Raw genomic sequence first — 21,214 nt, 5'->3', positions numbered from 1 at the left:
CGCAGCACTTCACCGTGGCCTCCCGGGCCGACTGGCAGATACAGCCCGGGAGTTGCTGCCTTCTACAGAGAGGCGAGCATGCACCGCAACCAGCCCAGATCCGCCAGGTTCGAGCTGATGTCACCTTAGGAGGCTTCAAACACCGGTTCCTCACGTATACCTCTCCGTCTCGCTTGCCGGACCCGCACCATCTGACGGTTCTGACACGTCCCGGCTTCGTCGGGGCCGCTTGCCACCCTCCCCGGCACCTCCCGGATCAGGCTGCCCCCAGCTTCACCGCCCTGCTGCGACAGGACGGAGGCGAAGGTCTCCCACCTCCGCTCGATCAATCAGCGCCTCACGGCGCACCTGGAGCAGGTGCCAGCGGTCTGCGATCTCCAGGGCGGCTGGGGCGGCTTCCTTGATTGCCTTGGTGTAGGTGCTGGCTCGGTCGCGGCAGATGATTTCCGCTCCGGGGTGGGCGGTCAGCCAGGTGGCGAAGGTTTCCGAGGTGCGGTCGGGCAGGACGTCGACCACACGGTCGGTCTCAACGTCGACCAGGATGGTGCCGTACCGTCGCCCGCGGCGGAAGGCGAACTCATCCACGCCCAGGACCCGTGGTGCCCGCTCCGGCGCTGGCGGCTCCTCCAGCAACGCCAGCAGGCGAGTCCGGCCTGCCGCCAGGTTCAGCTTGCGACACAGCCGCTCGCCGGGTCGGCCGCCGAGCTCGACGGCCACCGTCGTCAGCCACTCCTTCAACCCGAGGCTGGAGCGGCAGCGATGCTCTGTCAGCCGATCGACCTGCTCGACGAACGTCCTGCGGGCGCACGACTTTCGGTCGCAGAAGAAGCGCCGCACCAGCAGACGCACGACCAACTTCTGTCCGCCCAAGGGTCGTTCGGACAGGTTGCGGCGGTAGGTCGAGTGCACTCTGCGTCCGCGCCATCGGCAGCCTGGGCAACACGGTGGTCGTCCGCAGGCCGCGGCATCGACGAACAACACCGCGGCGGTGACACTCACGCCATCCAACCGGACATCGATCCCGGGGAACAGCACGTCTTCGGTCAAGGAGGCCCCCATGATCGAGAACTGCCCTGAGCGAACGTTCCTGCATTCAGACTCTGACCTGGGCGTTCACGGAATCGCGGCCACAACCCTGAAATTCCCCACCCGTGCTCGGCTCGTTCTCCAGACCTGCTCTCGTTCCCCACCCCGCGACGTGGCTGGTGCCAGCGAGGCGGGTCTGCCCGGTGGCTGTGTCAGTTTCTGAGGGAGTCGTTTCGTCGTGACTTCGGGAGTCGATTCTCGGGGAGCGGCGTGATCAACGTCAGTGGCTTTTGGTGTCGCTCGTGTGCTGTGGGGTCGCCCGCTTGGTCGCGATGACAACCGGAATATCCCGTTGGGCGGGCAGCGCGCCGCCGAGGCCGACACGGCCTGCGCCGACCTGCGATTCACGTGCTCGGGAACAGGGGCCCGCCCGCCATGAGGCCGCCGTCGACCACGAGAATGTGCCCGGTGACGTAGCTCGCCTTGTCCGAACCCAGGTACTGGACAGCCTCGGCGATCTCCTCCGGGGTGCCTGCCCGGTGCATAGGCAGCACCGAATCGACCGCGTTACGCGCCGTGTCGTCGCCGGTGAACCGCTCGTACATAGCGGTCCGGGTGTAGCCGGGCGCGACCGCATTGACCCGGATACTGTGGGCGGCGCCTTCGAGTGCGGCCGCCTTGGTGATGCCGACGACGGCGTGCTTGCTGCCGACGTACAAGGTCACCCCGGGGTAACCCATCAGGCCCAAGGTGGAGCTGACGTTGACGATGCTGCCGCCGCCCTGTTCCCTCATGACCCGGAACTCGTGCTTCAAGCACAGCAGCGTTCCCTTGACATTGGTGTCGAAGGTGGCCTGGTAAGCCTCGTCGGTCACCTCGGTGACAGGGCCGGGTGTTCCCTCGGTGCCGGCGTTGTTGAAGGCGATATCGATCCGCCCGAACCGCGCGACCGCGCGGTCGACGAGGTCCTTCACATCGGCGTCGAAACGGACGTCGGCACGCACGAACTCCGCCGGGGCGCCGAGGCCGGCCAGCTCCCCGGCAAACTGCTCACCCACGTCCTCGTGGCGGCCGGAGACCACAAGGTTCGCGCCTTGACGTGCGTAAGCCAAGGCGGTGGCGCGGCCGATGCCGGTGAGCGCGCCCGTGATGAGGACGACGGGATCAGACACGTCGAGGGTCCTTCCTGCAACCACTCAGGTGAACGACGGGCAAGCGGTTCGGAACCCGCACGACACTGGGTTCCTCTTCGGGCCGGGGCGTATCCACCGGTACGCCCGCACGGAAGGTGTCCCAGCCGGACGACAGCCGCATCGGGCCCGACCACCGTATCCATCGAATGGCGGCACTCGATGGCCCGTATGGCCCAGGGACGGCAGCCGGGACAGACGGCCCGAGAGCGGTCACGCAGGCGGGAGGCGAACGCCGCAAGCCCCCTGGTGGCATCAAAACAAGCTGACATCGCAAACTCGCTCAGCCAGTGACGTTTTCTCAACGGTGATCACTTCCAGATTCCGTTGAGGACGAGGGCGGCGCGGGCGATGTCGCCGATCCGGCTGGGACTGATTGTGATGTGCTGCAGGGTGCGCCAGCGCTGCTTGAGCTCGGCTGCGGCGCGTTCAGCCAGGGCCCGGACACCTCTGATCAGGCTGTTCGTGGTTCGGGTGTTCGTATGCAGGGCCTGCTCGGAGCGGCCTTTTGGGCGGCGGACCGGCACGATGATGCCGATGCCTGCGCCGATGTAGCCCTTGTCCGCGAGTGTCGGCAGTCCGCCAGCCGCCGCCTTGTACAGCGCGGGGAGAGCGTGGATGCGGGCGGCGATGATGTCGGGCGTGGAGCCGGGCTCGACATCGGAGACCCACAACGGAGTGCCGTCCGGGGCGGACAGGAACTGCACGTTGCCGCCGAACGCCTTGTGCTTCTGGCTGAACCACAGGTCATTACCGTTGTCGCGGACACCGGCGATACGGTCTGATTCGATCAGCGTGCCGTCGAGGATCACGTGGGTCATGCCCTGGCGTCGACAACGATTCAGGACCTCGCGCAGGTCCGGGGCCTGAGCGGCGAGGATGTCGATTCCTTCGTGTAGGTAGCGGTAGCCGGTGGCTTGGGAGACGCCCGCGTCGCGGGCCAGACAGTGGACACAACCACGCTCGCGAAACCAGCGCAACACCAACACGGCCTGGCGGAACGGGCCCAGCGCGCGACTACCGCGTGGCGTGCCAATCCGCCGCCGGTGCGCGGCCAGCAGGCGTGACAGGTACTCCACAACAGGGCGCGGAACGTCGAGCGTGGCAGCGTAGGTGACCACTGTGAAGCCTCAGGTTCGGCAGACGACCGGACGGGAAAGGCCCTGTCCTACCAGCAGGGGGTCGTCTTCCCCACAGCCGGGTCCGCGGAGGCTGTCGCATGGCTGATCTAGGCTTCCCGGCCATGACGATTACCTTGATGACGTACGCCGGTCCGGTAGATGATCACGCGCCGATGCCCCGTATCGGCGGCGTGCCGTTGGTACCGGCCGGGTTCGAATGGCCGCAGTGCGCCGCGTGCTCCGGGCCGATGCAGTTTCTTGCCCGACTGCTGGTGAGCGACCTTAGCGCCCAAGGATCCGTGCCAGAGGCGTCGGCCGGGGTGCTGTCCGTCTTCATGTGCCAGAACGATCCAGGGCTGTGCGACGAGTGGGACCCAGGCGCAGGTGGCAACCGGGCGCTGCTGTTCCCCGGCGTCGGACTCACTGTGGCCCCGGTGCCGGCGGAAGGCGAGACCCTACTGCCGGAGACCTGCGGCATTGATTGCACGGTGATCGACGCGGCCGCCTACTCCGAGGCGCGCATCCTCTGGGCTCAGGCTCATGGAAGTCCCGTGCGGGACGTCCTCGGCCAGCTGGGCGGCGTTCCGTCGTGGCTGCAGCATGACGAGACTCCGACGTGCCCGGCGTGCGGGCAGCCGATGAACTTCGTGGCCCAGCTCGAAGAGGGACGAGACCACCAGACGACGATGAACTTCGGCGGAGGCGGCTGCGGATACGCCTTCGCATGCTCGCCATGCGGCGAGGGCTCATTCCTGTGGCAGTGCTGATCACCGGGCTATCCATGGAGAAAACCTCACTCACCAGCGGAACTATGACCCCACAACTTGATCGCGGCCGTCACTTGAAAGGAACCGCACCCATCGCCGTTGTCCTCCGCATCGCCATCGGTGCTGGCCTTGCCTGCGCCGCTGCCCGCACCGGGGCCACTCCGATGTCGCCTTGGTGGGCCCTGGGGCTAGGGGCAGCCGCCCCACCATTTTGGAGAAACTGCTCATCCTCGTACCGCTCACCGCGCGCGCACTCCTGGAAACAAGCCCGCGAACAGCGACCGGTTCTCCCGGCCAGCCGTTGACCGGTCCAGGACCGGCAATCAGCCTGACCGGAATGCCAATGGTCGAACCAGACCCACAGACGGAACTCCTGCAGGCAGGCCCCGCAGCGGAATCGCCCCCAACCGCACCATCACGCGAAGAGCAGGGAGGGCTCTGAATCGTGCGCGCCGACATCCTGCTCGGGCAGGTCATCGCCGTAATCTCTCGCCGAGCCCGTGTCTTCCAGCCTCTGCCCGACGAACCACGAGGCGGTCTGACCCGGGTTCTCACTCGCCGCCAGTCGCGCAGAGACACGCGACCGTGCAGCTTCCTAACACCAGACGGTTCGTCGCGGCCCCTCCAACCGGCGACCCACGAATCCCAGACGAACCACGGCGAGGGGGCACCCGAGCACCCTGCCACGTTGCACGACCAGGTTGAGGCGTACCTTGCCTCGACTCAGGCACGACAAGTCAGCCTTGAGCTCAGCCATGAAGTGGAACTGCTGGGGCAGGACAACGTTGCGATGATCCGCATCGTGCGGGAATTGGCCGCATTCGAGGTACCGACCTACATCGGCGACCGCGATCTTTCTGCTTACGTTCAAATGCTGCCACTTCCCACCCTGCAAGACCTGCTCGCCCGTCTGCGTGAGCTGCGCAGCGAGCAGCAAGACGCCTCAGACCCAGGGCAACAGGACCCGACGGGGGGAGAGTGCTTCTTCCCCTGCAGCCGACAGAACCCTAGACAACTCCCATCGTTGCAGTTCAGGAGCACTCTCCGTATATTTGATCAAGCCTCGGACGCCCCGCCTCGTGAAAGCGCGAGGCTAATTGCGGCAAATCTTGCCCTCGAAGCGGACGACGCCGGCAGCTTGCTGGTCTATCCCGTCTTCGGCTTCCGGCGTGCTGAGCCAGCCGCGACTCCGAAAGGTACCGCCGTAACCCGCGAACCTCCCCGTGGCCTCCACCACGGTGTACTCCACCTCCAAGATGCTGACTCCGTCCTTCGTGGACGTCTGCAGGACGGCCTGGTCTTGCGTGCGCAGCCTGGAGCCGGTCTTGTCGAGAAAGACGTGGCACATCGTGTACTCGAACCTGCCATTGCCGACGCTGTTCAGGTCGCTGGTGGTCTCTCCGTAGGCTGCACCGTCGATCGTGCCTGTCATGGCGCCGATGCCAGACTTTTCGGTCAGGGTGAAGAGGTTGGCCGTGCCGCCCATGCTGATGCAGTCAGGGGTTTCGGTGTGACGCTGGATCGCCATGTGGTTTTTCCTTTCCGGGTGCAAAGTGCGTCAATCGCCCGTCCATGGTCAGCGCCAACCCAGTCAACGAACAAATGACGTTGCCGTATCCGCAAAACGGACTGCAGCGATAGCCCGAGGCGGGAGGTCGACGGGCGGAGGTCGACGGGCGGCCACCACTGGCGCAGCCGGGGCGCTGCCTCTGCCCCCTACACAGGACGTGTCCCTGATCAGCATTGGCGGACGTGGAGGTGTGTGCCGCTGGGGGAGAAGAGGGCCAGGACTTCGGCTGCTTTGTCCTGGTCGGCGCTGGTCAGGGCGTGTGGTGTGCGGGTGTCGAATTCGGCGGCTTCGCCGGCACGCACGCGGGTGGTAGCGGTGCCGATGCCGAGGGTGAGGTCGATGGCACCGGTCAGGACGTACAGCCATTCGTAGCCGCCGTGCCTGCGCAGCGAGGGCTTGGGGGCGATGCGCTGGGGCGGGAGGACCATCTTGAACGCCTCCACGGGCGCTCCGCCGCGGGTGAGGGGGACGAAGGTGGTGCCGTTGTTACGGATCGGCTTGACGTGGACGCGGGGGTCACCGGTGGGCGGGGCGCCGATCAGGTCGTCCAGGGCGACCTGGTACACGTGGGCCAGTGGCAGCAGGAGGTCCAGGTTGGGGCGGCGCTGACCGCTCTCCAGGCGGGAGAGGGTGCTGATGGATATGCCGGTACGTTCGGCGACCTCCGAGAGCGTCATGCGGCGCGTTTGGCGGGCGTCGCGCAGACGGGGTCCGACCGAGCCGAGCACGGCTTCTGTGTCGTGTATGAACTGGTCGTTGGTCGGCGTGGTGGGCATGGCTCTCTTCTTCGTTGGGTCGGGCGGCAGGGGCTGCGGGTGCAGGGGGGCGGGGCGGTTCAGGCGGTGCGGGTCAGGCGCCACACATGGTCGGTGCGGGTGCCGGGGCGTCCGTCGGGTGAGGGGGCGGGCCGCTGGATGCTGGTGAGGGTGTTCACCTTCCAGGTGGGAGGCAGGGCAAGGGTGGTCAGCAGGCCCTCCAGGGTGGGGAAGACGACATGGGCGGGCTGCTGCGCGGCTGTGCTCCAGGTCGGCCATCCGGCGTGCATGACGATGATCAATGTGCCGCCTGGTGCGACGGCCCGTGCCGCCAGCCGCAGGATGGCCGTCTGGTCCAAGGCGACCGGTGACTGCAGGTACTGTGCGGCGACGAGGTCGAAGCTGCCGCCGGGAAACGTCTGCCCGAGGTCGTGGTGCTGAAAGGTGACCTGCCCGGACAGGCCCAGCTCCATCGCCTGGGCGGCGGCCCGTCGCAAGGCTGTGGTGGAGATGTCGACAGCGGTCACCTGCCAGCCCCAGGACGCCAGCCACAAGGCGTCCGCGCCCTCGCCGCAGCCCAGCTCCAGTGCACTTCCCGGTGCCAGATTGGCCGCTTCGCGGACCAGCAACTCGTTCGGCTGACCGCTCCAGATGCGTCCGCATTTGCGGTAGCGGTCCTCCCAGAACCGGGCCGGCTCGATGCTGTCGGGTGTGGTCATCAAGATCTCCTTACAGGCACGGAAGGCGGCCCCCTGTGGCCAAAGTCCTCACCCGCCGCTCAGCAGGCAAGCTGCGTTGCTGGTCCAGCAAACGGCGGAAGCGGGGACGGGGTGCAGGTTGTCGTCAGGCGGGCGCGTGGCTGAGCTGTCCGAAGAAGCTGCGCAGATCCTCGACGAGGAAGCGGGGCTGTTCGACGGGGGCGAAGTGGCCGCCGAGCACGAGCAGGCCACGGAAGGTGACTGCGTCGTTTTGAATATCCTGGGCGCGACGGTTATCAACATCGCCATCAGCGAGCCAGCCGTAATGGCCGCCAGAGCCATCCAGCCAGGGGTCTTGCTCTCCGTTTCCCGGGAGAGTGCAGCAGGCGAATTCATCGGCCCGGCTCCTTCTTCAAACGAACTTGCTGAATACGCAAAACGCGAGCCGATGATCCGGTTCTTTGCAGAAACAGCAAGCCAGCTTGCTGTCAAAGGTGTTGCGGGGTGACGGTGCCGATATGGACACCAATGAGCTGAAGAGCACCGAAGACCGCACCTGGGACGTCGTCGTCATCGGCGGGGGCGCCGCCGGCCTGTCCGCCGCGCTGCTGCTGACCCGCGTACGGCGCTCCGTCCTCGTCATCGACGCGGGCGAACCCCGCAATGCCCCCGCCGCGCGCGTCGGCGCCCACAACATCCTGGGCCGCGAAGGCATCTCCCCCATGGAACTCCTTCGCGTGGGCCGGGAGGAAGTCGCCTCCTACGGCGGAGAGGTCGTCGACGGCCGGGTCGAGCGAGTCGAGCGCGGCGGCGGCGCCTTCACCATCACCACCCAGGACGGACGGCGCGCCCGCGCCCGGCGTGTCCTGGTGACCACCGGCCTGATCGACGAACTGCCCGACATCCCCGGCCTGGCTGAGCGGTGGGGGCATGACGTGATCCACTGCGTGTACTGCCACGGCTGGGAAGCCCGCAACACCAAGGTCGGCGTCCTGGGCAACTTCCATCAGGCCCTGCTGTTCCGTCAGATGACCGACCGGGTCACCCTCTTCGCCCACCACGCACAGGCGGAGCTCACCGACGAGCAGTGGGAACAGCTCGCCGCCCTCGGCATCGAAGTGATCCACGGCGGCGTCACCGCTCTGGAGACCGACACCGCACAGGACAAGCTGACCGGCGCCAGCCTGGCCTCCGGCACCGTCATCCCCCTCGACACCCTCGTCGTCGCCCCCACCTTCACCGCCCGCGGCGGCTTCCTCGAAGACCTCGGCCTCACTCTGAACCCCCACCCCGCCGTCCCCGGCGTCCAGGTCGCCGTCGACCCCTCCGGATTCACCGGCGTCCAGGGCGTGTGGGCCGCCGGGAACGTCAGCGACGTCCTCGCTGCCGTGCCCCAGTCCGCCGGCGCCGGAAACACAGCAGGTGGCGCCATCAACATGGACCTCATCCTCGAAGACGCCCGACGTGCCGCCGAAGCCCGCGAAGCAGCGCCGGCAATGCCGTTCGGCGGCCCGATGGAAGCAGAAGTGTCACGACGCGTTCTGGGGACCCGCGCCCACGGTCTGGAAGGCCTCGCATAGCGAGCGGCGAGGCGCTCCCGCAACACCTCGCCACCGCCGGAGCCCTGCCCATGAGCACCACCGTGCGGCAGGGCCTGCGGGTATGTCAATTCAACGGCCCGGTCTCACATTCGGAGGTGACCCCACAGTCTCCGCCGCGGAAAGAGGTACTCGAGCCCGTGCCTGAATACTGCACTGTGAAAAGCGCGGAGTACGGGGAGAGGGCGAGAATGCGGGTGGCCTGCGGTTCGGACGCGGACACCGAGGGCTGGCGCTGCAGAGGGCTGCGGAGCGATGCGGTGCGCAACCGGACCAGGATCCTGGACGCCGCCCAGGACATGTTCGCCGAGCGGGGGCCGGAAGTAGTCATGGACGAGATCGCACGCCGCGCAGGAGTCGGCAACGCCACCCTCTACCGCCACTTCTCCGGGCGAGACGCCCTCCTGACGGCAGTAATCGAGAGAGTCGCCACGGTCGGCGCTGACGCGGCAGAGGAAGCCGCCACCCAGCAAGACGACCCGTTTACCGTACTCAGCCGTTTCGTGCGGGCCGCAGCCCGCCACCGGCTTGCCTCCCTGTGCTGCCTGTCCGGCGAACTCGCCGGTAACCGACCGGAACTGGTGCGCCAGAAGGACCGCCTGCTGCACGCCGCGCAGCTGCTGCTGACCCGTGCACAGCAGGCGGGGCGGGTGCGCACTGACGTGTCCGTGGAGGAACTCATGACGGCCCTCACCCAGCTGGGTCGCCCGCTGCCGGGCGTCAGCTGGCCGGCCACCGACCAGTGCAGCCAGCGTATCGTGCAGCTCTACCTCGACGGCCTTCACATTCAGGCCCAGCCTGAACCGGCAGCCCTGCCCAGCTCTCCCTCTTCGCACCCCGCCCAGCGGCGGGAAGCGAGCCCCGGAGCGCAACCGCAGTGAGGGCTCAGCCCCGCCGGACGTCACGGCAGCGGTGGCGTGGTGTTACCAACGGCCCGTGACATTCATGGGGGTACGGTCATGACGTGGTGTCACTGGTGACACCCGCGGAACCCGGGGACACTTCGGAACACACCCAGCCGACCGCTCCCCGGCAGATCCTGTTGTCCGGTCGCGGAACCCACTGTCCGCTCCCGGAGGCCGCCCATGGACACCCGGCCGCTGCGCATCCTGCTGGCCGCCAACGCCGCCGTCTTCGTCCTGGTCTGCGCCGCCTTCGTCCTCCGTCACATCTGCACCGGCCTCTACCCTGAGGCCGTGGAGACATGGCTCGACGACCACGAGTGGCTCATGTGGACGGCCGTGGGCATCGTCGTGTCGAGCCCAATGAGTGGTGTGCATCGTGAATTCGCAGGTCACGGGTCTGGTGTGCGCGGGGTTCGCGATGCTCGGGCTGGTCGCGGGCGGATGACTTCGGTGTAGATCGTCGGTCAGCGGGAGACTTCGCGGTTCGTCAGGACCAGCAGGGCCCTGACCAGGGCGGTCGCCCACTTCGGGTCGGTGCGGACCTTGCCGAGGACCCGCCAGTTCTTCAGGTGGGCGAAGCCGTGCTCGACCGGCGCCCGGACGGCGGCCAACGCCTTGTTGGACAGTTTCTGCCCTCGGGTCAGGGGGCGGTTGCGGGCGGCCTTGTAGCCGGTGATCACGGCCGGGGCGGCGTCCGGTTCGCTGTCGTCCAGGCCGATGAAGCCCAGGTCGGCGATGGCGCCGAGCCCGGCCGCCCGCAGTTTCGCGGTGAGCTGGTCGTGACGGCAGGCGGTGATCTCCGAGGATCGTCCGGGGCGGGCCGCCGAGGCCCAAAACAGGCGGCCGCGGTCGTCGGTGAGCGCGATCCAGCAGGCCATGACACTTGTGCTTGCCGGAGTAGTTCTTCCGGTTCGCCGTGCCGGTGCGCCGTCGGGTCCTTATCAGGGTGCCGTCGAGCAGGACCACCCCGCCACCCGTTCGGGCGATCTTCTTGAGCGCGCGGTCCAGGCGCGGGGCGCGGGCGGCGAGCAGGCCGACGGCTTCGCGCACCCACCGGGTGACGGTGGTGCGGTGCACTCCGTTCCCGCCGGCCAGATCGCCGGGCCGCTGGTCACAGCGCAGCACCGCCAGCACAATGCCGGCGATCTTCCCCGCAGGCAGGGCCCGCCACCGCGAGCCGATTTTCTTCAAGTGGCCGCGTATCAAGGTGGCGAGGTAGTTCAAGGTGGCGCTCGACAGCGGCAGGCGGGCGGTGTAGACAAGGCCGTCAGGGCCCTCGACGGGGCTGGTGCTGTTCTTCACAAAACACGTCAACTGCCGTCGGGGGCCCGCCGGTTACGCCCCGTCTTGGCGTGACTACCGGCGTGTGGTGAAACGTCCGTCGGGCCGTTTGTGCAGCCAGCCACGGTCAGCGAGCTTGGTCATCTTCGCCCGCAGCGGCTCCAGCTTCCCGCGCACCGCCACCTCAAGTCCCAGCTCCTCGCCCACCGCCCTGACCTGCACCCGGCCGTCGGCCTCCCGCACAATCGCCAGAATCCTGCGGTAGTCGCCGGGCAGAGAGGCCTCGTCGGTCGCCTCACTGCGGTACGGAATGAGCAGGACCGCCCGCCCGGCCACCTGCGCCGCCACCGGAGCGACAGCCTCGACATCGGCCTGGACCTGCTCGGCCAGACGGTTCAGCACCCGCTCCGCGACCGCCAGTTCGTCCCGCTCGACCTGGACTTCCTGAAGCTGCTTGGTCAACTGCTCGGCGAGGGCGTCCAGCTCGCTCCGGCGCGCGGTGATCCGCTGCGCTCCTGCATTCCGCAGCCCCCACGATCTCATAGCGTGCCGACCTGCTGACGGATCGTAGGTGGGGGTCGGTCGCGGGCGCAGCCGAACCGGGCACCCGCCGGAACCGGAACCGCCTGATGATCTACACCATGGTCATCGGCCACCGACCAGCGTGAGTACCCGAGTCGTCACACACACCACACCCGTGACCTGCGAATTCACGATGCACACCACTCATTGGGATCAGACTTCCGACCTTGGTGGATTGGCAGCCGGTTCGGGCGGATAGCCCTTGGCCCGAAGAAAGGTGTCGAGGGCGAGAGCGACGATGTCCCCGTGAGGTATGCCGCTGTCCGCGTTGTAGCGGCGGATGCGGCGCTGCAGTTGAAGTGCGCTGGGAACGGCGTGGTTGAGCTGACCTCGTCTGGTGTGGCGTGAGTCGATGATTGCTCGCGTATCGGGGTGCGGGGCGAAGGGGTCACCGGTGGGGTCGGACTGGGCTTCGAGAACGTCAGCGAGGTCGCGTAGAAGGCGGACGTGGTGGGCGTGGTCGGGCATGAGGTGCTCCGGTCGCTGCGACTAGTCGAATAGTGATCCGGCTAGTCGGCTATTGGGCTATTGCGATAGTCGGGATGGCGGACGCGGGTCCATGGGCCCGCGTCCGCCGTGGCCGTACGAGGCGGCGGCTCGCTGTTCAGAAGCCTCGGTGGGACAGCCACTCGTCCATCGCAACGGCGATGATGTCGCCGAGCGGCAGGTGATCGAGTTCGCTGTCCAGCATGAAGCGCTTGATCCGCCTCTTGAGCCGAAGGGCAGCCGGCACGGACGAGTCGAGATTCTCCCGGGCGATGATGCGCTGGTTGAGGACGACGGAGGCGTCGGGAATGTCTGCCGGGCGCCCCGGACCCTGCGTCCACGAAACGCCTGTACTGGGCGCTTCCTCCGATTGTGCTTCGCCGGTGTGCCCTGCCGTTGGATTCTTGGCCTGCACGGGGAACGCTGCGCTGCCCATCACGACAGGTGCCGTCCCACGGACGGCTATCTCGGCAGCCGCAACCGTCCCGGCAGCTCCTTCAGTGGAGGACGGCTCCTGGACGGAGGCGGGATCGCTCTGCGGAGCGTGTGCCAGTCCTTTCTCCGCAGCCGTGCTGCCAGTTTGGGGCGGCGTACTGGTAGCCGTAACCGATTCGGCGTTGTTCCTGGCGCCCGCAGGAGCGGCGTCTGCAGCTGCCCACGATGGCTGAGGCTCCGCCGGAGCGGGCTGGGCCGGGCTGGGTTCGGGAGCGGCGGTCGCCTGGGGCGTCTGGGCTGCCTCCTTCTCGGCGGCGTACTGCTCGGGGGTGAGCTCAGCGGTCGGGGGCGGTGCGGACGCTGCGGGACTCTTGGCTCCGCCACCGAGGGCGCGTCCGGTGCGGCGGGCGGGGGGTTTCACGCGCTGCTCGCTCATGCTGCGGTCAGCTCCTTCACCAGCTCGGCGTACTCGCTCAACTCGGTCGGAATCTCGCCGAAGGCCTCCATGTAGTGGACCCAGGAGTGGATGACGGTGTCGGCGAGCGGGAACGGCTCGTTACGGTCCGGACCGATGCCCTCGCCCCCGGGCGGGTCGAGGAGCTTGTCCTTGGCAGTACGGGGCAGGCTGGTGCGGTCGTCGGCCTTGACCAGAACCACGTGGGCGGTGACGCCGCGCTCGTTGCGGGCGGCGGCGCGCTCGGCCTCCTCGAAGGTGGCTACGAGCTTGCGGCGCTCGATCTTGGTCGGGGCGACCGGGACGAGCAGCAGGTTCGCCTCGGTGACCGCCTCGTGGAAGAGGCGGGCGCTGCCGCCGCCGGCGTCGACGACGATCGCGCCGAACTCGGCGCGCTTGGTGCGGATGTACTCGGCCAAGTCATCGAACGGGTAGCGCTCGATGACCAGGTTGGCGGGGATCTCGAACCCTTCTGCCTGGGCGACCTTGAACCAGTCGTAGGCGGACTGGCTGCTCGCGTCGGCGTCCAGGAGCAGGGTGGGCAGGCCCAGGACGACGGCGTAGTACAGGGCGATGAACCAGGCGGAAGTGGTCTTGCCGGTGCCGCCCTTGAGCATGCCGACAACGATGACGAACGCGTCCCAGACGCTTGCCGTGGCCTCGGCCAGGTTCTTCTGACGGGTGTTCTCGTTCACGTGTGCTTGTTCTCCTCAATCGCAAGGCGTGTGCTGATCACCGATGGCGGACGCCGCCGGTAAATCGGGGGGTGCGCTGGGGTACGGCGGCGCGCGGGCCGAGGGCATGCGGCCGGGCGGGCCAGCGCGCACACTGCGCGGAACCCTGTGGGACGCGCCGGGCTGCCGCAGTCGAGTAGTCATGAGGGCTCCTTGGGCTGGCGGGCGGGGCCATGACGGTGCTGAGGTCGCATGGGTGTACCGGCCTGACGCAGGAGTCGGTAAACGGTGGCGGTAGAGAAGCTGCAGTCCTTGGCCAGCGCGGGCACTGTCGCCCCGTCCTCGTATCGCACCCGCAACCAATGAGCGAGCTTGTGCTGTTTCGCCCGCGACGCCGCGGAACGGATCTGGATCGTTTGCCGGGTAGTGCGCACCCGTCCGCCGGCCTCGATCAACAGCCGCCGCGCAGCCGGTTTGGACTTGCCCGCGGCCGCCGCGAGGTCGTTGAGGGTGGCGCCATGTTTGTCGTAGAGGGTGCGCAGCCGGGCCGCCAGACGGGCGCGGGCATCCACGCCCTCACGCATCCGGCGGGTCTGCCACGACGTCCGCATCACCGTTCCGGCCGCACGTAGCCGGTTCAGGACCGTCCCATACGGCAGGCCGCTGGTGGCCACGAGCTCCTGCACGGTGGCACCGGCGTCGTACAGCTCCCGCAGCTTCTGGGGGCTGGGCGGCTCACCCTCGGGCGTTGTCGGGGATGGTGGGTTCATGCTGCGGACTCCCATTCACTGAGGGCTTGGGCGTGGGCTGCGGCCAGCTCGTCGTAGGTGCGCTGGTCGGCTGGGCCGATGAGGATCAACCGGCCGTCCGTGGCCACCCGCCACCCCTCGGCGGACCGGCCGGTGGCGGGGTCGAGGACGCGTCCGTCCGGGGCGTGCCAGGCCGGGGGTATCTCGTCCGCCCGTACTGCGGGCACCAGGACCTGGCGGCCGTCGTGCACGATCACCACGGCACGGCTGCGGTGCTCAGCCAGGCGTTCCAGCGCCTGGCGGTAGGCCGCGCGTTGGTCCGCGTGCAGGGCCTTGCGCCGGGCTGCCGTGCCGGCTGTCCCGCTCTGCTGGGCGATCTCGTCCCAGCTCGGGGCGGCCCGCAGGCCTGCAGCGGTCTGGGAGGCGGTAGGCGAGTGGCCGATGCCGGGCAACGCATGAGGGGTGAGGGTCCAGGTCTCGCCGTGGTGCTGGACGAGTCCATAGCGGGCCAGGCGTTGCAGGGTGCGGTAAGTGGTGGCGCGGGAGACCGAGGAACTGGCGATCAGATCGGTGACGGTCTGGCTAGGACGGGCATGCAGAGCACTGATGATCATCAGTGCGGCGCTGCCGAGAGCGTGGTGGGCGAAGGCGTCGTGGCTCATCAGACGGGCCAGGACGGCGGAGTCGATGTCGGCGTCCGCGCCGGTCTCAGGGGTGGGCCACTCCTCAAGTGCCAGCCCGGGGGGGGTACTGAGTGGTACGGGAACGGGACAGCGCAGCGGTGCCCGCGTGCCGGTGGGGACTGCCCAGGGCCAGGTACCAGGTGGAGCCTTCACGGCCGTGTCCCACCCGCAGGCGCCGCAGCCAGCCCTGGGGCCTGAGGACGGTCTCGTAGACGACCCGCAGGGTCGTCCGGGAGATCCCGGCCTCCTCTGCAGCTTGCCGCTCGCTGGCGTGGTGCAGTGGGCCGCCGGCGGTCTCGGCGAAGTTCAGATGTGCTCGCAGGACCCGCAGCGCGGTCCTTGCCCGCTCGCCGCGCCACGGTGTGGTCTCGATGCGGTCCCGCAGGGCGGCCAGCGCCTCGTAGGCGTGATCCCGGGAACCGAGCACCATGCTGGTGCTCACGGTCTGCACAGCGCTGGCCCATACCCTGTGGATGTAGTCCAGGGCACGCGCCTGCCCGGAGCGCAGGGCGATGTGCCGGGCGTGGCGGCCGCCCTCGTGGTCGGGGTGCAGCAGCAGCCGGGTCAGCTGCTCGACGCTTCCGCCGGCGCGGGCCACGTGGCAGGCGATTGCCGCGGTGATCCGGTGACCGTGCTCCGATATGCCCTGGCGGTCGCCGCGCAAGGTCACCGTGCGGCCGTCGGGGCCGAGCCTGCTGTAACTTCCGGCCGCGTAGAGGCCGGTGAGGTCGCCGAGCAGGACCAGATCGGCGGCGGGCCTGGGGAGGGAGGCGAGTCCCTGCAGCGTGGTGTTGCTGCCTGTGACTGCCTCTGGTGGGGAAAAATCCGGACGTGAAGCCGACGGGGAGTAGTGCGGGTGGGCTGTGGGGTGTGGCATTCTGGGGTCGTCCCAAGGACATGGATGCCACCACGGACCTCTAAATCGGAGGTGGCATCCGGAACCGACCTCCAATCGGTGCCAGCGAAGCCTCCAGGATTGCCGTCCTGGGGGCTTTCGTGCGCTCTGGCACCGGTCGGAGGCAGGCGTCCCCATCGCGGCTCGACCGGAGACGACCGAGAGGCCAGTCAGAGTCGCCACCCTGGATCCGTACCGGTCAACGCCGGTCGCTCAAAGGGCAGTTTGGGAGGCTGATGCCTCTGACTGCCTCTGAGCGACCCGGGTCGAACCGGGGTCGAATCAGAGTGTTTTCCTCTGACTGCCTTCGATCGCCTCTGCAACCCGACCTAGCAGGTCACAGCCGATTCGGCCTCAGTAAGCCCAGGTCAGGGAGGTGCGACGGTGGTACCCGCAGTCCCAGGAAGAAGGGTCTTCTGGCTGCTCCCGCGACCGGGGCGCAGTGTGGAGGCATGACGACAACACTGATCACCGGAGCCAACAAGGGCATCGGTCACGAAACCGCCCGCCAGCTCATCGCCGCAGGTCACACCGTGTACATCGGAGCCCGGGACGCCGAGCGCGGCCGCCGGGCCGCCGGGGAACTGGGCGCCCGGTTCGTCCTCCTCGATGTCACCGACGACGCCTCGGTCGAGGCCGCGGCCAAGAAGATCGAGGCCGACGGCGGGCTCGACGTCCTGATCAACAACGCCGGGATCGAGAGCAGGACCGCGGACAACGCCGTCCCCACGGCCGAGACCGTCACCGCGGACCAGATGCGCACCACCTTCGAGACCAACGTCTTCGGCGTCGTCCGTGTCCTGCACGCCTTCCTGCCCCTGCTGGAGAGCTCGGCCGCACCGGTCGTGGTCAACGTCAGCAGCGGCCTGGCCTCGTTGACGGCTCTCTCCGACCCGGACCACTTCGCGCACTTCTACCCGGGCATCGCGTACCCGGCCTCCAAGACGGCGGTCAACATGCTCACCGTGCAGTTCGCGAAGGCGTTCCCGGCCATGCGGATCAACTCCGTCGAGCCCGGCTTCACCAAGACGGACCTGAACGGCAACACGGGCACACAGACCGTCGAGCAGGGTGCCGAGATCATCGTACGGATGGCGCAGATCGGCCCGGACGGACCGACCGGCGGCTACTTCGACGTGAACGGCCGCCTGCCCTGGTGAGTCACGGCTCGACCAGCCGGGCTGCCGCGTCCCGCGCACGCGGCGGTCCGGGGGTCAGCCGAGGCAGATGACCAGCAGGCAGAGCTGCGAGGGCGAGGTCGCGGAAGCGGTCGGTGCGGGGCTCGCCGACGATGTCGATGTGCCTGTGCCGGCAGTGGCGCTCGCGGTGGGCGTGGCCGTCGTCGGCGCCGCCGTCGCGGCGACCGTGTCTCCGGACACCGTGGCGGCCGACTGCGGCTGGGCGGCCGAGGTCGCCGCGGGCTGCGGTGCCGCAGCGGCGTCCTGACGGGGCGTCGGTGCGGCGTGGCGCGCGCCGGCGGTCTGCGCCCGCTGGGCGTTCGCCGTCGCCGGGCCGGTGGCCGGCGTGGTGTCCGGGGCCCGGTGCCGGCCGGTCGGCACCGCCACCGCCTGGGTGGCGTCCGTGGTCTGCTCGTCGGCGAGACCCATGGGCCTGTTGTCCGGGGCCGTGGCCGCCTGGGCCCGGTCGGTGCCCTGCCGGTCCAGCGAGGCGACGGTCAGCCCGCCGCCGACCAGGGCGACCGCGGTGGCCACCACGGCCCGCCGCTGGTTCTTCTTCCAGCGGGCCCGCTGACGGCGCCGGGCCGCCCGGCCCAGCGGCGCGGACAGGGCGGCGTCCGGGCCGTCGTACGGCTCCTCGGCCGCCTCTTCGGCGCACGTGTCCGTGTCCGTTTCGAACCACGTGGTGTCGGCCGGGGCTCGCCAGACCGCCGCGCCGGTCGTCGCCGGGGCCGCGGCGGCGCGCGGGGCGTTGTCCGGGGCGTAGGCGCCGCAGCCGGGGCACGCCAAGGCGCCGTTGAGGTGCCGACGGCACGAGGAGCAGTAGTCCATCCGCGTCTTCCTGACTCGACTGCGCCGACGGCGTCCACCGCCATGGCCTGATCTCGTTCGCACGTGGGATCGAACGGCCAGAACGGTAGCGATCCTTTGGCCAGGCAGTGTGCAGCCTGTGTGTCGCTTCTGCGCAGATGCCGTCCGGGCCGGTGCACAACCCGGTTCGAACAAGGCAAGGCCGAGGACGAGCGGGTCTTCCACGCCTGCGCCCACGCCCGGGCCCAACTCCTCGGAGGCTCTGACCGGGCCGGCGGACCTGGCCCGGAAGGTGTGGGGGTGCCCCGGCAACCCGGTAGACGCGGGAGCGAGCGGTATCGGAGGTTCCGCCAGGGTTGTCCCGGGGTGCCGGCGAGACGGCGGAGGGCCCGGGCTACCGCGACCGCGGTAGTCGCTGCTGAAACCGCAGTACGCCGGTACGGCCGCGCGTACTGCGCGGTGAGACCGCCGATTGCCCACAGCGGCACGACGACGGGACGGGCGGCGCCCGGAGAGCCTGAAGCGGTGTCGGAGACCGGCGCCGCGCCGCCCACCGCGGCCCAGCCCTGCGCCGGTCGGATCCCCAGCAGGAGACAGGACCATCGGATGAGGACTCGTACCGGGTTCGGGCTCGCGGCGGTCGCCTCGTGCCTCGCGCTCGCCACCGCCGTGACCGTCGGCAGAGGCGGCGGTGGCGGTGCCGGGCCGCCCCTTGCACCGCCGAAGGGGCCGTACGCCGCGCTCGGCGACTCCTACACGGCCGGCCCCCGCATCCCCGGCCGGCACGGGCAGCCCGCCGGCTGCGAGCGCTCCGACCACAACTATCCCGCCCTGGTCGCCGCCCGACTCGGGCTGCGGGCCGCCGAGTTCCGGGACGTCAGCTGCAGCGGGGCCGTCATGAGCGATCTGTCCGCTCCGCAGTCGACGGACGACGGCGTCAACCCCGCGCAACTGTCGGCCGTGACCAGGGCCACGCGGCTGGTCACCCTCGGCATCGGCGGGAACGACATCGGCTTCGGCGCGCTGATCACGACCTGCGTCAAGACCGGCGTGGCCTACCGGTTGGAGCAGCGGATCGTGGGCGGCACGGCCGACGGGGCGCCGTGCCGCGACCGGTACGCGGCGGACGGCACCGACGAGGTCGACGGCCGGATCAGGACGGCGGGCGCCCGGCTGTCCGGCGTTCTCGACGACGTCAGGCGCCGGGCACCGGCGGCCCGGGTCTATGTGGTCGGCTACCCGGCGATCCTGCCCGCCGCCGGAACCGACTGCGCCGCGCTCGGACTGGCCCCCGGCGACGTGAGCTACCTGCGCGCGAAGGAGCGCCGTCTCAACGCCGTGCTGCGCGAGCGGGCGCGGGCCGCCGGGGCCGGATACGTCGACACCTACACGCCCTCCACCGGCCGTGGCGCCTGCGCGGACCCCGGGGTGCGCTGGATCGAACCACTGGTCCCGGCGGCCCCGGCCGCCCCCGTGCACCCCAACGCGCGCGGCGAGCGCGGCATGGCCGAGGCCGTGCTCCACGCGCTCGGGGTGACGAGCTGACGGTCCGGGCGTCGTACCGGGGCAGGAGACGGCGACCCGGACGGGTACTGCGGTTTCAGTAGTCCGTCCTGCGGATTCAGTAGCCGCCGGTGCCAGTAGCCGCACGACGACGCGGGGGCCCTCGCCGGGACAGCCTGGGTGACCGAGCGAGACCGGATGTGGAGTTCCCTGACGTGGCTACTTTTCTGTATCGACTGGGCCGACTGGCCTTCCGGCGGCGCGGTTGCGTCGCCTTGTTGTGGTTGGCCGTCCTGGCCCCGTCCTGTGGCTGCTGCTGGCCCTGGTCGGCGGCAGCGGCGCCCGGCTGCGCACGGCCTACCTGGAGTCGGTACAGGCCCGGGCCGCGTACGCCGAGCGCACCCGGGAGGAGGAGGCCCGGCTGCGGGTCGCCGAGGAACGCATGCGGATCGCCCGGGAACTGCATGACGTCGTCGCCCACCACATGGCCGTCGCCAACGCCCAGGCCGGCACCGCCCGCCACCTCGTACCCACCCAGCCCGAGCAGGCGCTGAAGCTGCTCGACGGACTGACGGCCACCACGTCCTCCGCCCTGATCGAACTCCGGGCCACCGTCGGGGTGCTGCGCCAGTCCGGTGACCCGGACGCCGAGTCCCTGGAGCCCGCCCCCCGGCCTGGACCGGCTGCCCGAACTGGTCTCGACCTGCGCGAGCGCCGGTCTCGACGTCACCCTCACCACCGAGGGCGAGCCGCGGCCCCTGTCACCGGGCGTGGACCTGACGGCGTACCGGATCATCCAGGAAGCCCTCACCAACGTGACCAAGCACGGCGCCGGCCAGGGCGCCGACGTCCGGCTCACCTATGCCCGGACCCGGCTGCTCATCTCGGTCACCAACGACGGCACCGCCGCCGCGGTCGCGGAGGCCGCCGACGGCGGTTTCGGCCTGATGGGCATGCGCGAGCGCGCCCATTCCGTCGGCGGCGACCTGCGGGCCGGTCCCCTCCCCGGCGGCGGCTTCGAGGTCGCCACCGCCCTCCCGCTCCACTCCCTCGCACCGGAAGAACCAGAGGCCGCCGCGTGAGCATCCGTGTCCTGCTCGCCGACGACCAGGCCCTGCTGCGCGGCACGTTCCGGCTGCTGATCGACTCCTGCCCGGACCTGGAGGTGGTCGCCGAGGCCGCCGACGGACGGGAGGCGGTGGACCTCGCCCGCACCCATCGCCCCGACATCGTCCTGATGGACATCCGCATGCCCGGCACGGACGGCCTGGCCGCCACCGCCGCCATCTGCGCCGACCCCGGCCTGTCCGGCACCCGCGTCCTCGTCCTCACCATGTACGAGACCGACGAGTACGTCGCCCGGGCACTGCGCGTCGGCGCCAGCGGCTTCCTCGGCAAGTACGTCACCACAGACACCCTCCTCGACGGCATCCGCACCGTCGCCGCCGGCGAGGCCCTGCTGTCCCCGGGCGCCACCCGCGCCCTCATCACCCGCTTCCTCGCCGGCCCCGCCTCCGGCACCCTCCTGGCACCTCCGGAGCGCCTCGACGAACTCACCCCGCGCGAACGGGAGGTCACCGCACTCGCCGCCCGCGGCAAGTCCAACGACGAGATCGCCGGGGAACTGGTCCTGAGCGTCCTGACCGTCCGCAGCCACATCCAGCGCGCCCTGACCAAACTCGGTGCCCGGGACCGCGCCCAACTCGTCGTCATCGCCTACCAGACCGGCCTCGTACGCCCGGAATCCCGGCAGGCGAACTCGCCGCCCGTTCCCGGCTGATGGACGGCCTGCCGGTCAGCGGCCGCCACTGGTAATGCAGTTGCCCGGTCGTGGGACGGCCGTGGAGGCTTGCG

Annotated in this window: 23 protein-coding genes and 2 pseudogenes; 10 read left to right on the top strand and 15 right to left on the bottom strand. The window is 69.5% G+C overall.

Annotation, left to right across the window (positions count from 1 at the left end; all coding sequences use genetic code 11):
* Positions 1–273: 273 nt before the first annotated feature.
* The 3 genes from SSP29_RS24105 to SSP29_RS24095 all read right to left on the bottom strand — a co-directional run bounded on the left by SSP29_RS24105 (position 274) and on the right by SSP29_RS24095 (position 3,337).
* Positions 274–1,047, bottom strand: coding sequence for an ISL3 family transposase (locus SSP29_RS24105; RefSeq protein WP_145968948.1), 774 nt, complete (start codon positions 1,045–1,047; stop codon positions 274–276).
* Between the two features lie 383 nt (positions 1,048–1,430).
* Positions 1,431–2,198 carry an SDR family NAD(P)-dependent oxidoreductase gene (locus SSP29_RS24100; protein ID WP_089102832.1) on the bottom strand — a complete coding sequence of 256 codons (768 nt, stop codon included), beginning with the start codon at positions 2,196–2,198 and terminating at the stop codon, positions 1,431–1,433.
* Positions 2,199–2,527: 329 nt separating this feature from the next.
* The gene (locus SSP29_RS24095; protein ID WP_089102831.1) at positions 2,528–3,337 is read right to left on the bottom strand and encodes a transposase family protein; all 810 of its coding nucleotides are present in this window, start codon (positions 3,335–3,337) and stop codon (positions 2,528–2,530) included.
* Between the two features lie 122 nt (positions 3,338–3,459).
* Here SSP29_RS24095 and SSP29_RS24090 point away from each other — a divergent pair, with 122 nt between their 5' ends.
* Complete coding sequence (locus tag SSP29_RS24090; RefSeq protein WP_167449991.1) at positions 3,460–4,104, top strand: DUF1963 domain-containing protein; 645 nt, start codon at positions 3,460–3,462, stop codon at positions 4,102–4,104.
* Between the two features lie 1,093 nt (positions 4,105–5,197).
* Here the strand turns inward: SSP29_RS24090 and SSP29_RS24080 are convergent.
* From SSP29_RS24080 to SSP29_RS24070, 3 genes are all read right to left on the bottom strand, one after another.
* Positions 5,198–5,632 carry a hypothetical protein gene (locus tag SSP29_RS24080; RefSeq protein ID WP_089102829.1) on the bottom strand — a complete coding sequence of 145 codons (435 nt, stop codon included), beginning with the start codon at positions 5,630–5,632 and terminating at the stop codon, positions 5,198–5,200.
* 209 nt (positions 5,633–5,841) lie between these two features.
* Entirely contained in the window at positions 5,842–6,450 is a 609-nt protein-coding gene (locus SSP29_RS24075) for a helix-turn-helix domain-containing protein (protein WP_089102828.1), read from the bottom strand.
* A gap of 59 nt (positions 6,451–6,509) precedes the next feature.
* On the bottom strand, positions 6,510–7,148 hold the full coding sequence (locus SSP29_RS24070; protein ID WP_089102827.1) for a class I SAM-dependent methyltransferase: 639 nt from the start codon (positions 7,146–7,148) through the stop codon (positions 6,510–6,512).
* Between the two features lie 136 nt (positions 7,149–7,284).
* On the opposite strand from SSP29_RS24070, the gene SSP29_RS52600 reads away from it, so the two are divergent.
* The 4 genes from SSP29_RS52600 to SSP29_RS24055 all read left to right on the top strand — a co-directional run bounded on the left by SSP29_RS52600 (position 7,285) and on the right by SSP29_RS24055 (position 10,086).
* Positions 7,285–7,635, top strand: coding sequence for a hypothetical protein (locus SSP29_RS52600; RefSeq protein ID WP_145968947.1), 351 nt, complete (start codon positions 7,285–7,287; stop codon positions 7,633–7,635).
* A 10-nt stretch (positions 7,636–7,645) separates the two neighbouring features.
* Positions 7,646–8,707 carry an NAD(P)/FAD-dependent oxidoreductase gene (locus SSP29_RS24065; protein WP_089102826.1) on the top strand — a complete coding sequence of 354 codons (1,062 nt, stop codon included), beginning with the start codon at positions 7,646–7,648 and terminating at the stop codon, positions 8,705–8,707.
* A 278-nt stretch (positions 8,708–8,985) separates the two neighbouring features.
* A complete protein-coding gene (locus SSP29_RS24060; protein WP_167449990.1) occupies positions 8,986–9,606 on the top strand; it encodes a TetR/AcrR family transcriptional regulator in 621 nt (206 codons plus the stop codon).
* Between the two features lie 204 nt (positions 9,607–9,810).
* Entirely contained in the window at positions 9,811–10,086 is a 276-nt protein-coding gene (locus SSP29_RS24055; RefSeq protein WP_089102824.1) for a hypothetical protein, read from the top strand.
* An 8-nt stretch (positions 10,087–10,094) separates the two neighbouring features.
* Here the strand turns inward: SSP29_RS24055 and SSP29_RS61260 are convergent.
* The 8 genes and pseudogenes from SSP29_RS61260 to SSP29_RS59920 form a co-directional block, all read right to left on the bottom strand.
* Positions 10,095–10,932: pseudogene (locus tag SSP29_RS61260) on the bottom strand (transposase family protein).
* Positions 10,933–10,986: 54 nt separating this feature from the next.
* Positions 10,987–11,454, bottom strand: a complete 468-nt coding sequence (locus SSP29_RS59930) for a hypothetical protein (RefSeq protein WP_150134797.1) — start codon at positions 11,452–11,454, stop codon at positions 10,987–10,989.
* A gap of 192 nt (positions 11,455–11,646) precedes the next feature.
* Positions 11,647–11,961, bottom strand: coding sequence for a hypothetical protein (locus tag SSP29_RS24040; protein ID WP_089102823.1), 315 nt, complete (start codon positions 11,959–11,961; stop codon positions 11,647–11,649).
* Positions 11,962–12,097: 136 nt separating this feature from the next.
* Positions 12,098–12,415 carry a hypothetical protein gene (locus SSP29_RS24035; RefSeq protein ID WP_145968946.1) on the bottom strand — a complete coding sequence of 106 codons (318 nt, stop codon included), beginning with the start codon at positions 12,413–12,415 and terminating at the stop codon, positions 12,098–12,100.
* 431 nt (positions 12,416–12,846) lie between these two features.
* Complete coding sequence (locus SSP29_RS24030; protein WP_089102821.1) at positions 12,847–13,563, bottom strand: ParA family protein; 717 nt, start codon at positions 13,561–13,563, stop codon at positions 12,847–12,849.
* A 179-nt stretch (positions 13,564–13,742) separates the two neighbouring features.
* Positions 13,743–14,312, bottom strand: coding sequence for a helix-turn-helix domain containing protein (locus tag SSP29_RS24025; protein WP_150134796.1), 570 nt, complete (start codon positions 14,310–14,312; stop codon positions 13,743–13,745).
* Positions 14,309–14,953: a helix-turn-helix domain-containing protein gene (locus SSP29_RS59925; protein WP_150134795.1), complete on the bottom strand. Its 645-nt coding sequence runs from the start codon at positions 14,951–14,953 to the stop codon at positions 14,309–14,311. Before SSP29_RS59925 ends, SSP29_RS24025 begins: the two co-directional genes overlap by 4 nt.
* Positions 14,954–15,017: 64 nt before the next feature.
* Positions 15,018–15,851, bottom strand: a complete 834-nt coding sequence (locus SSP29_RS59920; RefSeq protein ID WP_150134794.1) for a hypothetical protein — start codon at positions 15,849–15,851, stop codon at positions 15,018–15,020.
* A 470-nt stretch (positions 15,852–16,321) separates the two neighbouring features.
* Between SSP29_RS59920 and SSP29_RS24015 the strand changes: the two genes are divergently transcribed.
* A complete protein-coding gene (locus tag SSP29_RS24015; protein WP_089102819.1) occupies positions 16,322–17,029 on the top strand; it encodes an SDR family oxidoreductase in 708 nt (235 codons plus the stop codon).
* Between the two features lie 54 nt (positions 17,030–17,083).
* On the opposite strand, the gene SSP29_RS24010 is transcribed toward SSP29_RS24015, so the two are convergent.
* Positions 17,084–17,878, bottom strand: coding sequence for an SCO2400 family protein (locus SSP29_RS24010; protein WP_089102818.1), 795 nt, complete (start codon positions 17,876–17,878; stop codon positions 17,084–17,086).
* A 585-nt stretch (positions 17,879–18,463) separates the two neighbouring features.
* On the opposite strand from SSP29_RS24010, the gene SSP29_RS24005 reads away from it, so the two are divergent.
* From SSP29_RS24005 to SSP29_RS56180, 4 genes and pseudogenes are all read left to right on the top strand, one after another.
* A complete protein-coding gene (locus tag SSP29_RS24005; protein ID WP_089102817.1) occupies positions 18,464–19,402 on the top strand; it encodes an SGNH/GDSL hydrolase family protein in 939 nt (312 codons plus the stop codon).
* A 400-nt stretch (positions 19,403–19,802) separates the two neighbouring features.
* A pseudogene (locus SSP29_RS59915) lies at positions 19,803–19,934 on the top strand (histidine kinase dimerization/phosphoacceptor domain-containing protein); the annotation flags it as partial.
* A 61-nt stretch (positions 19,935–19,995) separates the two neighbouring features.
* Positions 19,996–20,442, top strand: coding sequence for a sensor histidine kinase (locus SSP29_RS59910; protein WP_245883197.1), 447 nt, complete (start codon positions 19,996–19,998; stop codon positions 20,440–20,442).
* Positions 20,439–21,140 carry a response regulator transcription factor gene (locus tag SSP29_RS56180; RefSeq protein WP_089102816.1) on the top strand — a complete coding sequence of 234 codons (702 nt, stop codon included), beginning with the start codon at positions 20,439–20,441 and terminating at the stop codon, positions 21,138–21,140. The genes SSP29_RS59910 and SSP29_RS56180 overlap by 4 nt, the downstream gene beginning before the upstream one ends.
* Positions 21,141–21,214 lie beyond the last annotated feature (74 nt).

The organism is Streptomyces hyaluromycini (genome assembly GCF_002217755.1).
Lineage (GTDB): Bacteria > Actinomycetota > Actinomycetes > Streptomycetales > Streptomycetaceae > Streptomyces > Streptomyces hyaluromycini.
This window is presented reverse-complemented; position numbering and strand designations above follow the sequence as displayed.

Bases quoted from the DNA above. Each gene is read 5' to 3' on its own strand.
- SSP29_RS24090 (WP_167449991.1), top strand. From the start codon at position 3,460: ATGACGATTACCTTGATGACGTACGCCGGTCCGGTAGATGATCACGCG.
- SSP29_RS24015 (WP_089102819.1), top strand. From the start codon at position 16,322: ATGACGACAACACTGATCACCGGAGCCAACAAGGGCATCGGTCACGAA.
- SSP29_RS24055 (WP_089102824.1), top strand. From the start codon at position 9,811: ATGGACACCCGGCCGCTGCGCATCCTGCTGGCCGCCAACGCCGCCGTC.
- SSP29_RS24070 (WP_089102827.1), bottom strand. From the start codon at position 7,148: ATGACCACACCCGACAGCATCGAGCCGGCCCGGTTCTGGGAGGACCGC.
- SSP29_RS59930 (WP_150134797.1), bottom strand. From the start codon at position 11,454: ATGAGATCGTGGGGGCTGCGGAATGCAGGAGCGCAGCGGATCACCGCG.
- SSP29_RS24035 (WP_145968946.1), bottom strand. From the start codon at position 12,415: ATGGGCAGCGCAGCGTTCCCCGTGCAGGCCAAGAATCCAACGGCAGGG.
- SSP29_RS24080 (WP_089102829.1), bottom strand. From the start codon at position 5,632: ATGGCGATCCAGCGTCACACCGAAACCCCTGACTGCATCAGCATGGGC.
- SSP29_RS24065 (WP_089102826.1), top strand. From the start codon at position 7,646: ATGGACACCAATGAGCTGAAGAGCACCGAAGACCGCACCTGGGACGTC.
- SSP29_RS59925 (WP_150134795.1), bottom strand. From the start codon at position 14,953: ATGAGCCACGACGCCTTCGCCCACCACGCTCTCGGCAGCGCCGCACTG.
- SSP29_RS24005 (WP_089102817.1), top strand. From the start codon at position 18,464: ATGAGGACTCGTACCGGGTTCGGGCTCGCGGCGGTCGCCTCGTGCCTC.
- SSP29_RS59920 (WP_150134794.1), bottom strand. From the start codon at position 15,851: ATGCCACACCCCACAGCCCACCCGCACTACTCCCCGTCGGCTTCACGT.
- SSP29_RS24025 (WP_150134796.1), bottom strand. From the start codon at position 14,312: ATGAACCCACCATCCCCGACAACGCCCGAGGGTGAGCCGCCCAGCCCC.
- SSP29_RS24010 (WP_089102818.1), bottom strand. From the start codon at position 17,878: ATGGACTACTGCTCCTCGTGCCGTCGGCACCTCAACGGCGCCTTGGCG.
- SSP29_RS24040 (WP_089102823.1), bottom strand. From the start codon at position 11,961: ATGCCCGACCACGCCCACCACGTCCGCCTTCTACGCGACCTCGCTGAC.
- SSP29_RS24075 (WP_089102828.1), bottom strand. From the start codon at position 6,450: ATGCCCACCACGCCGACCAACGACCAGTTCATACACGACACAGAAGCC.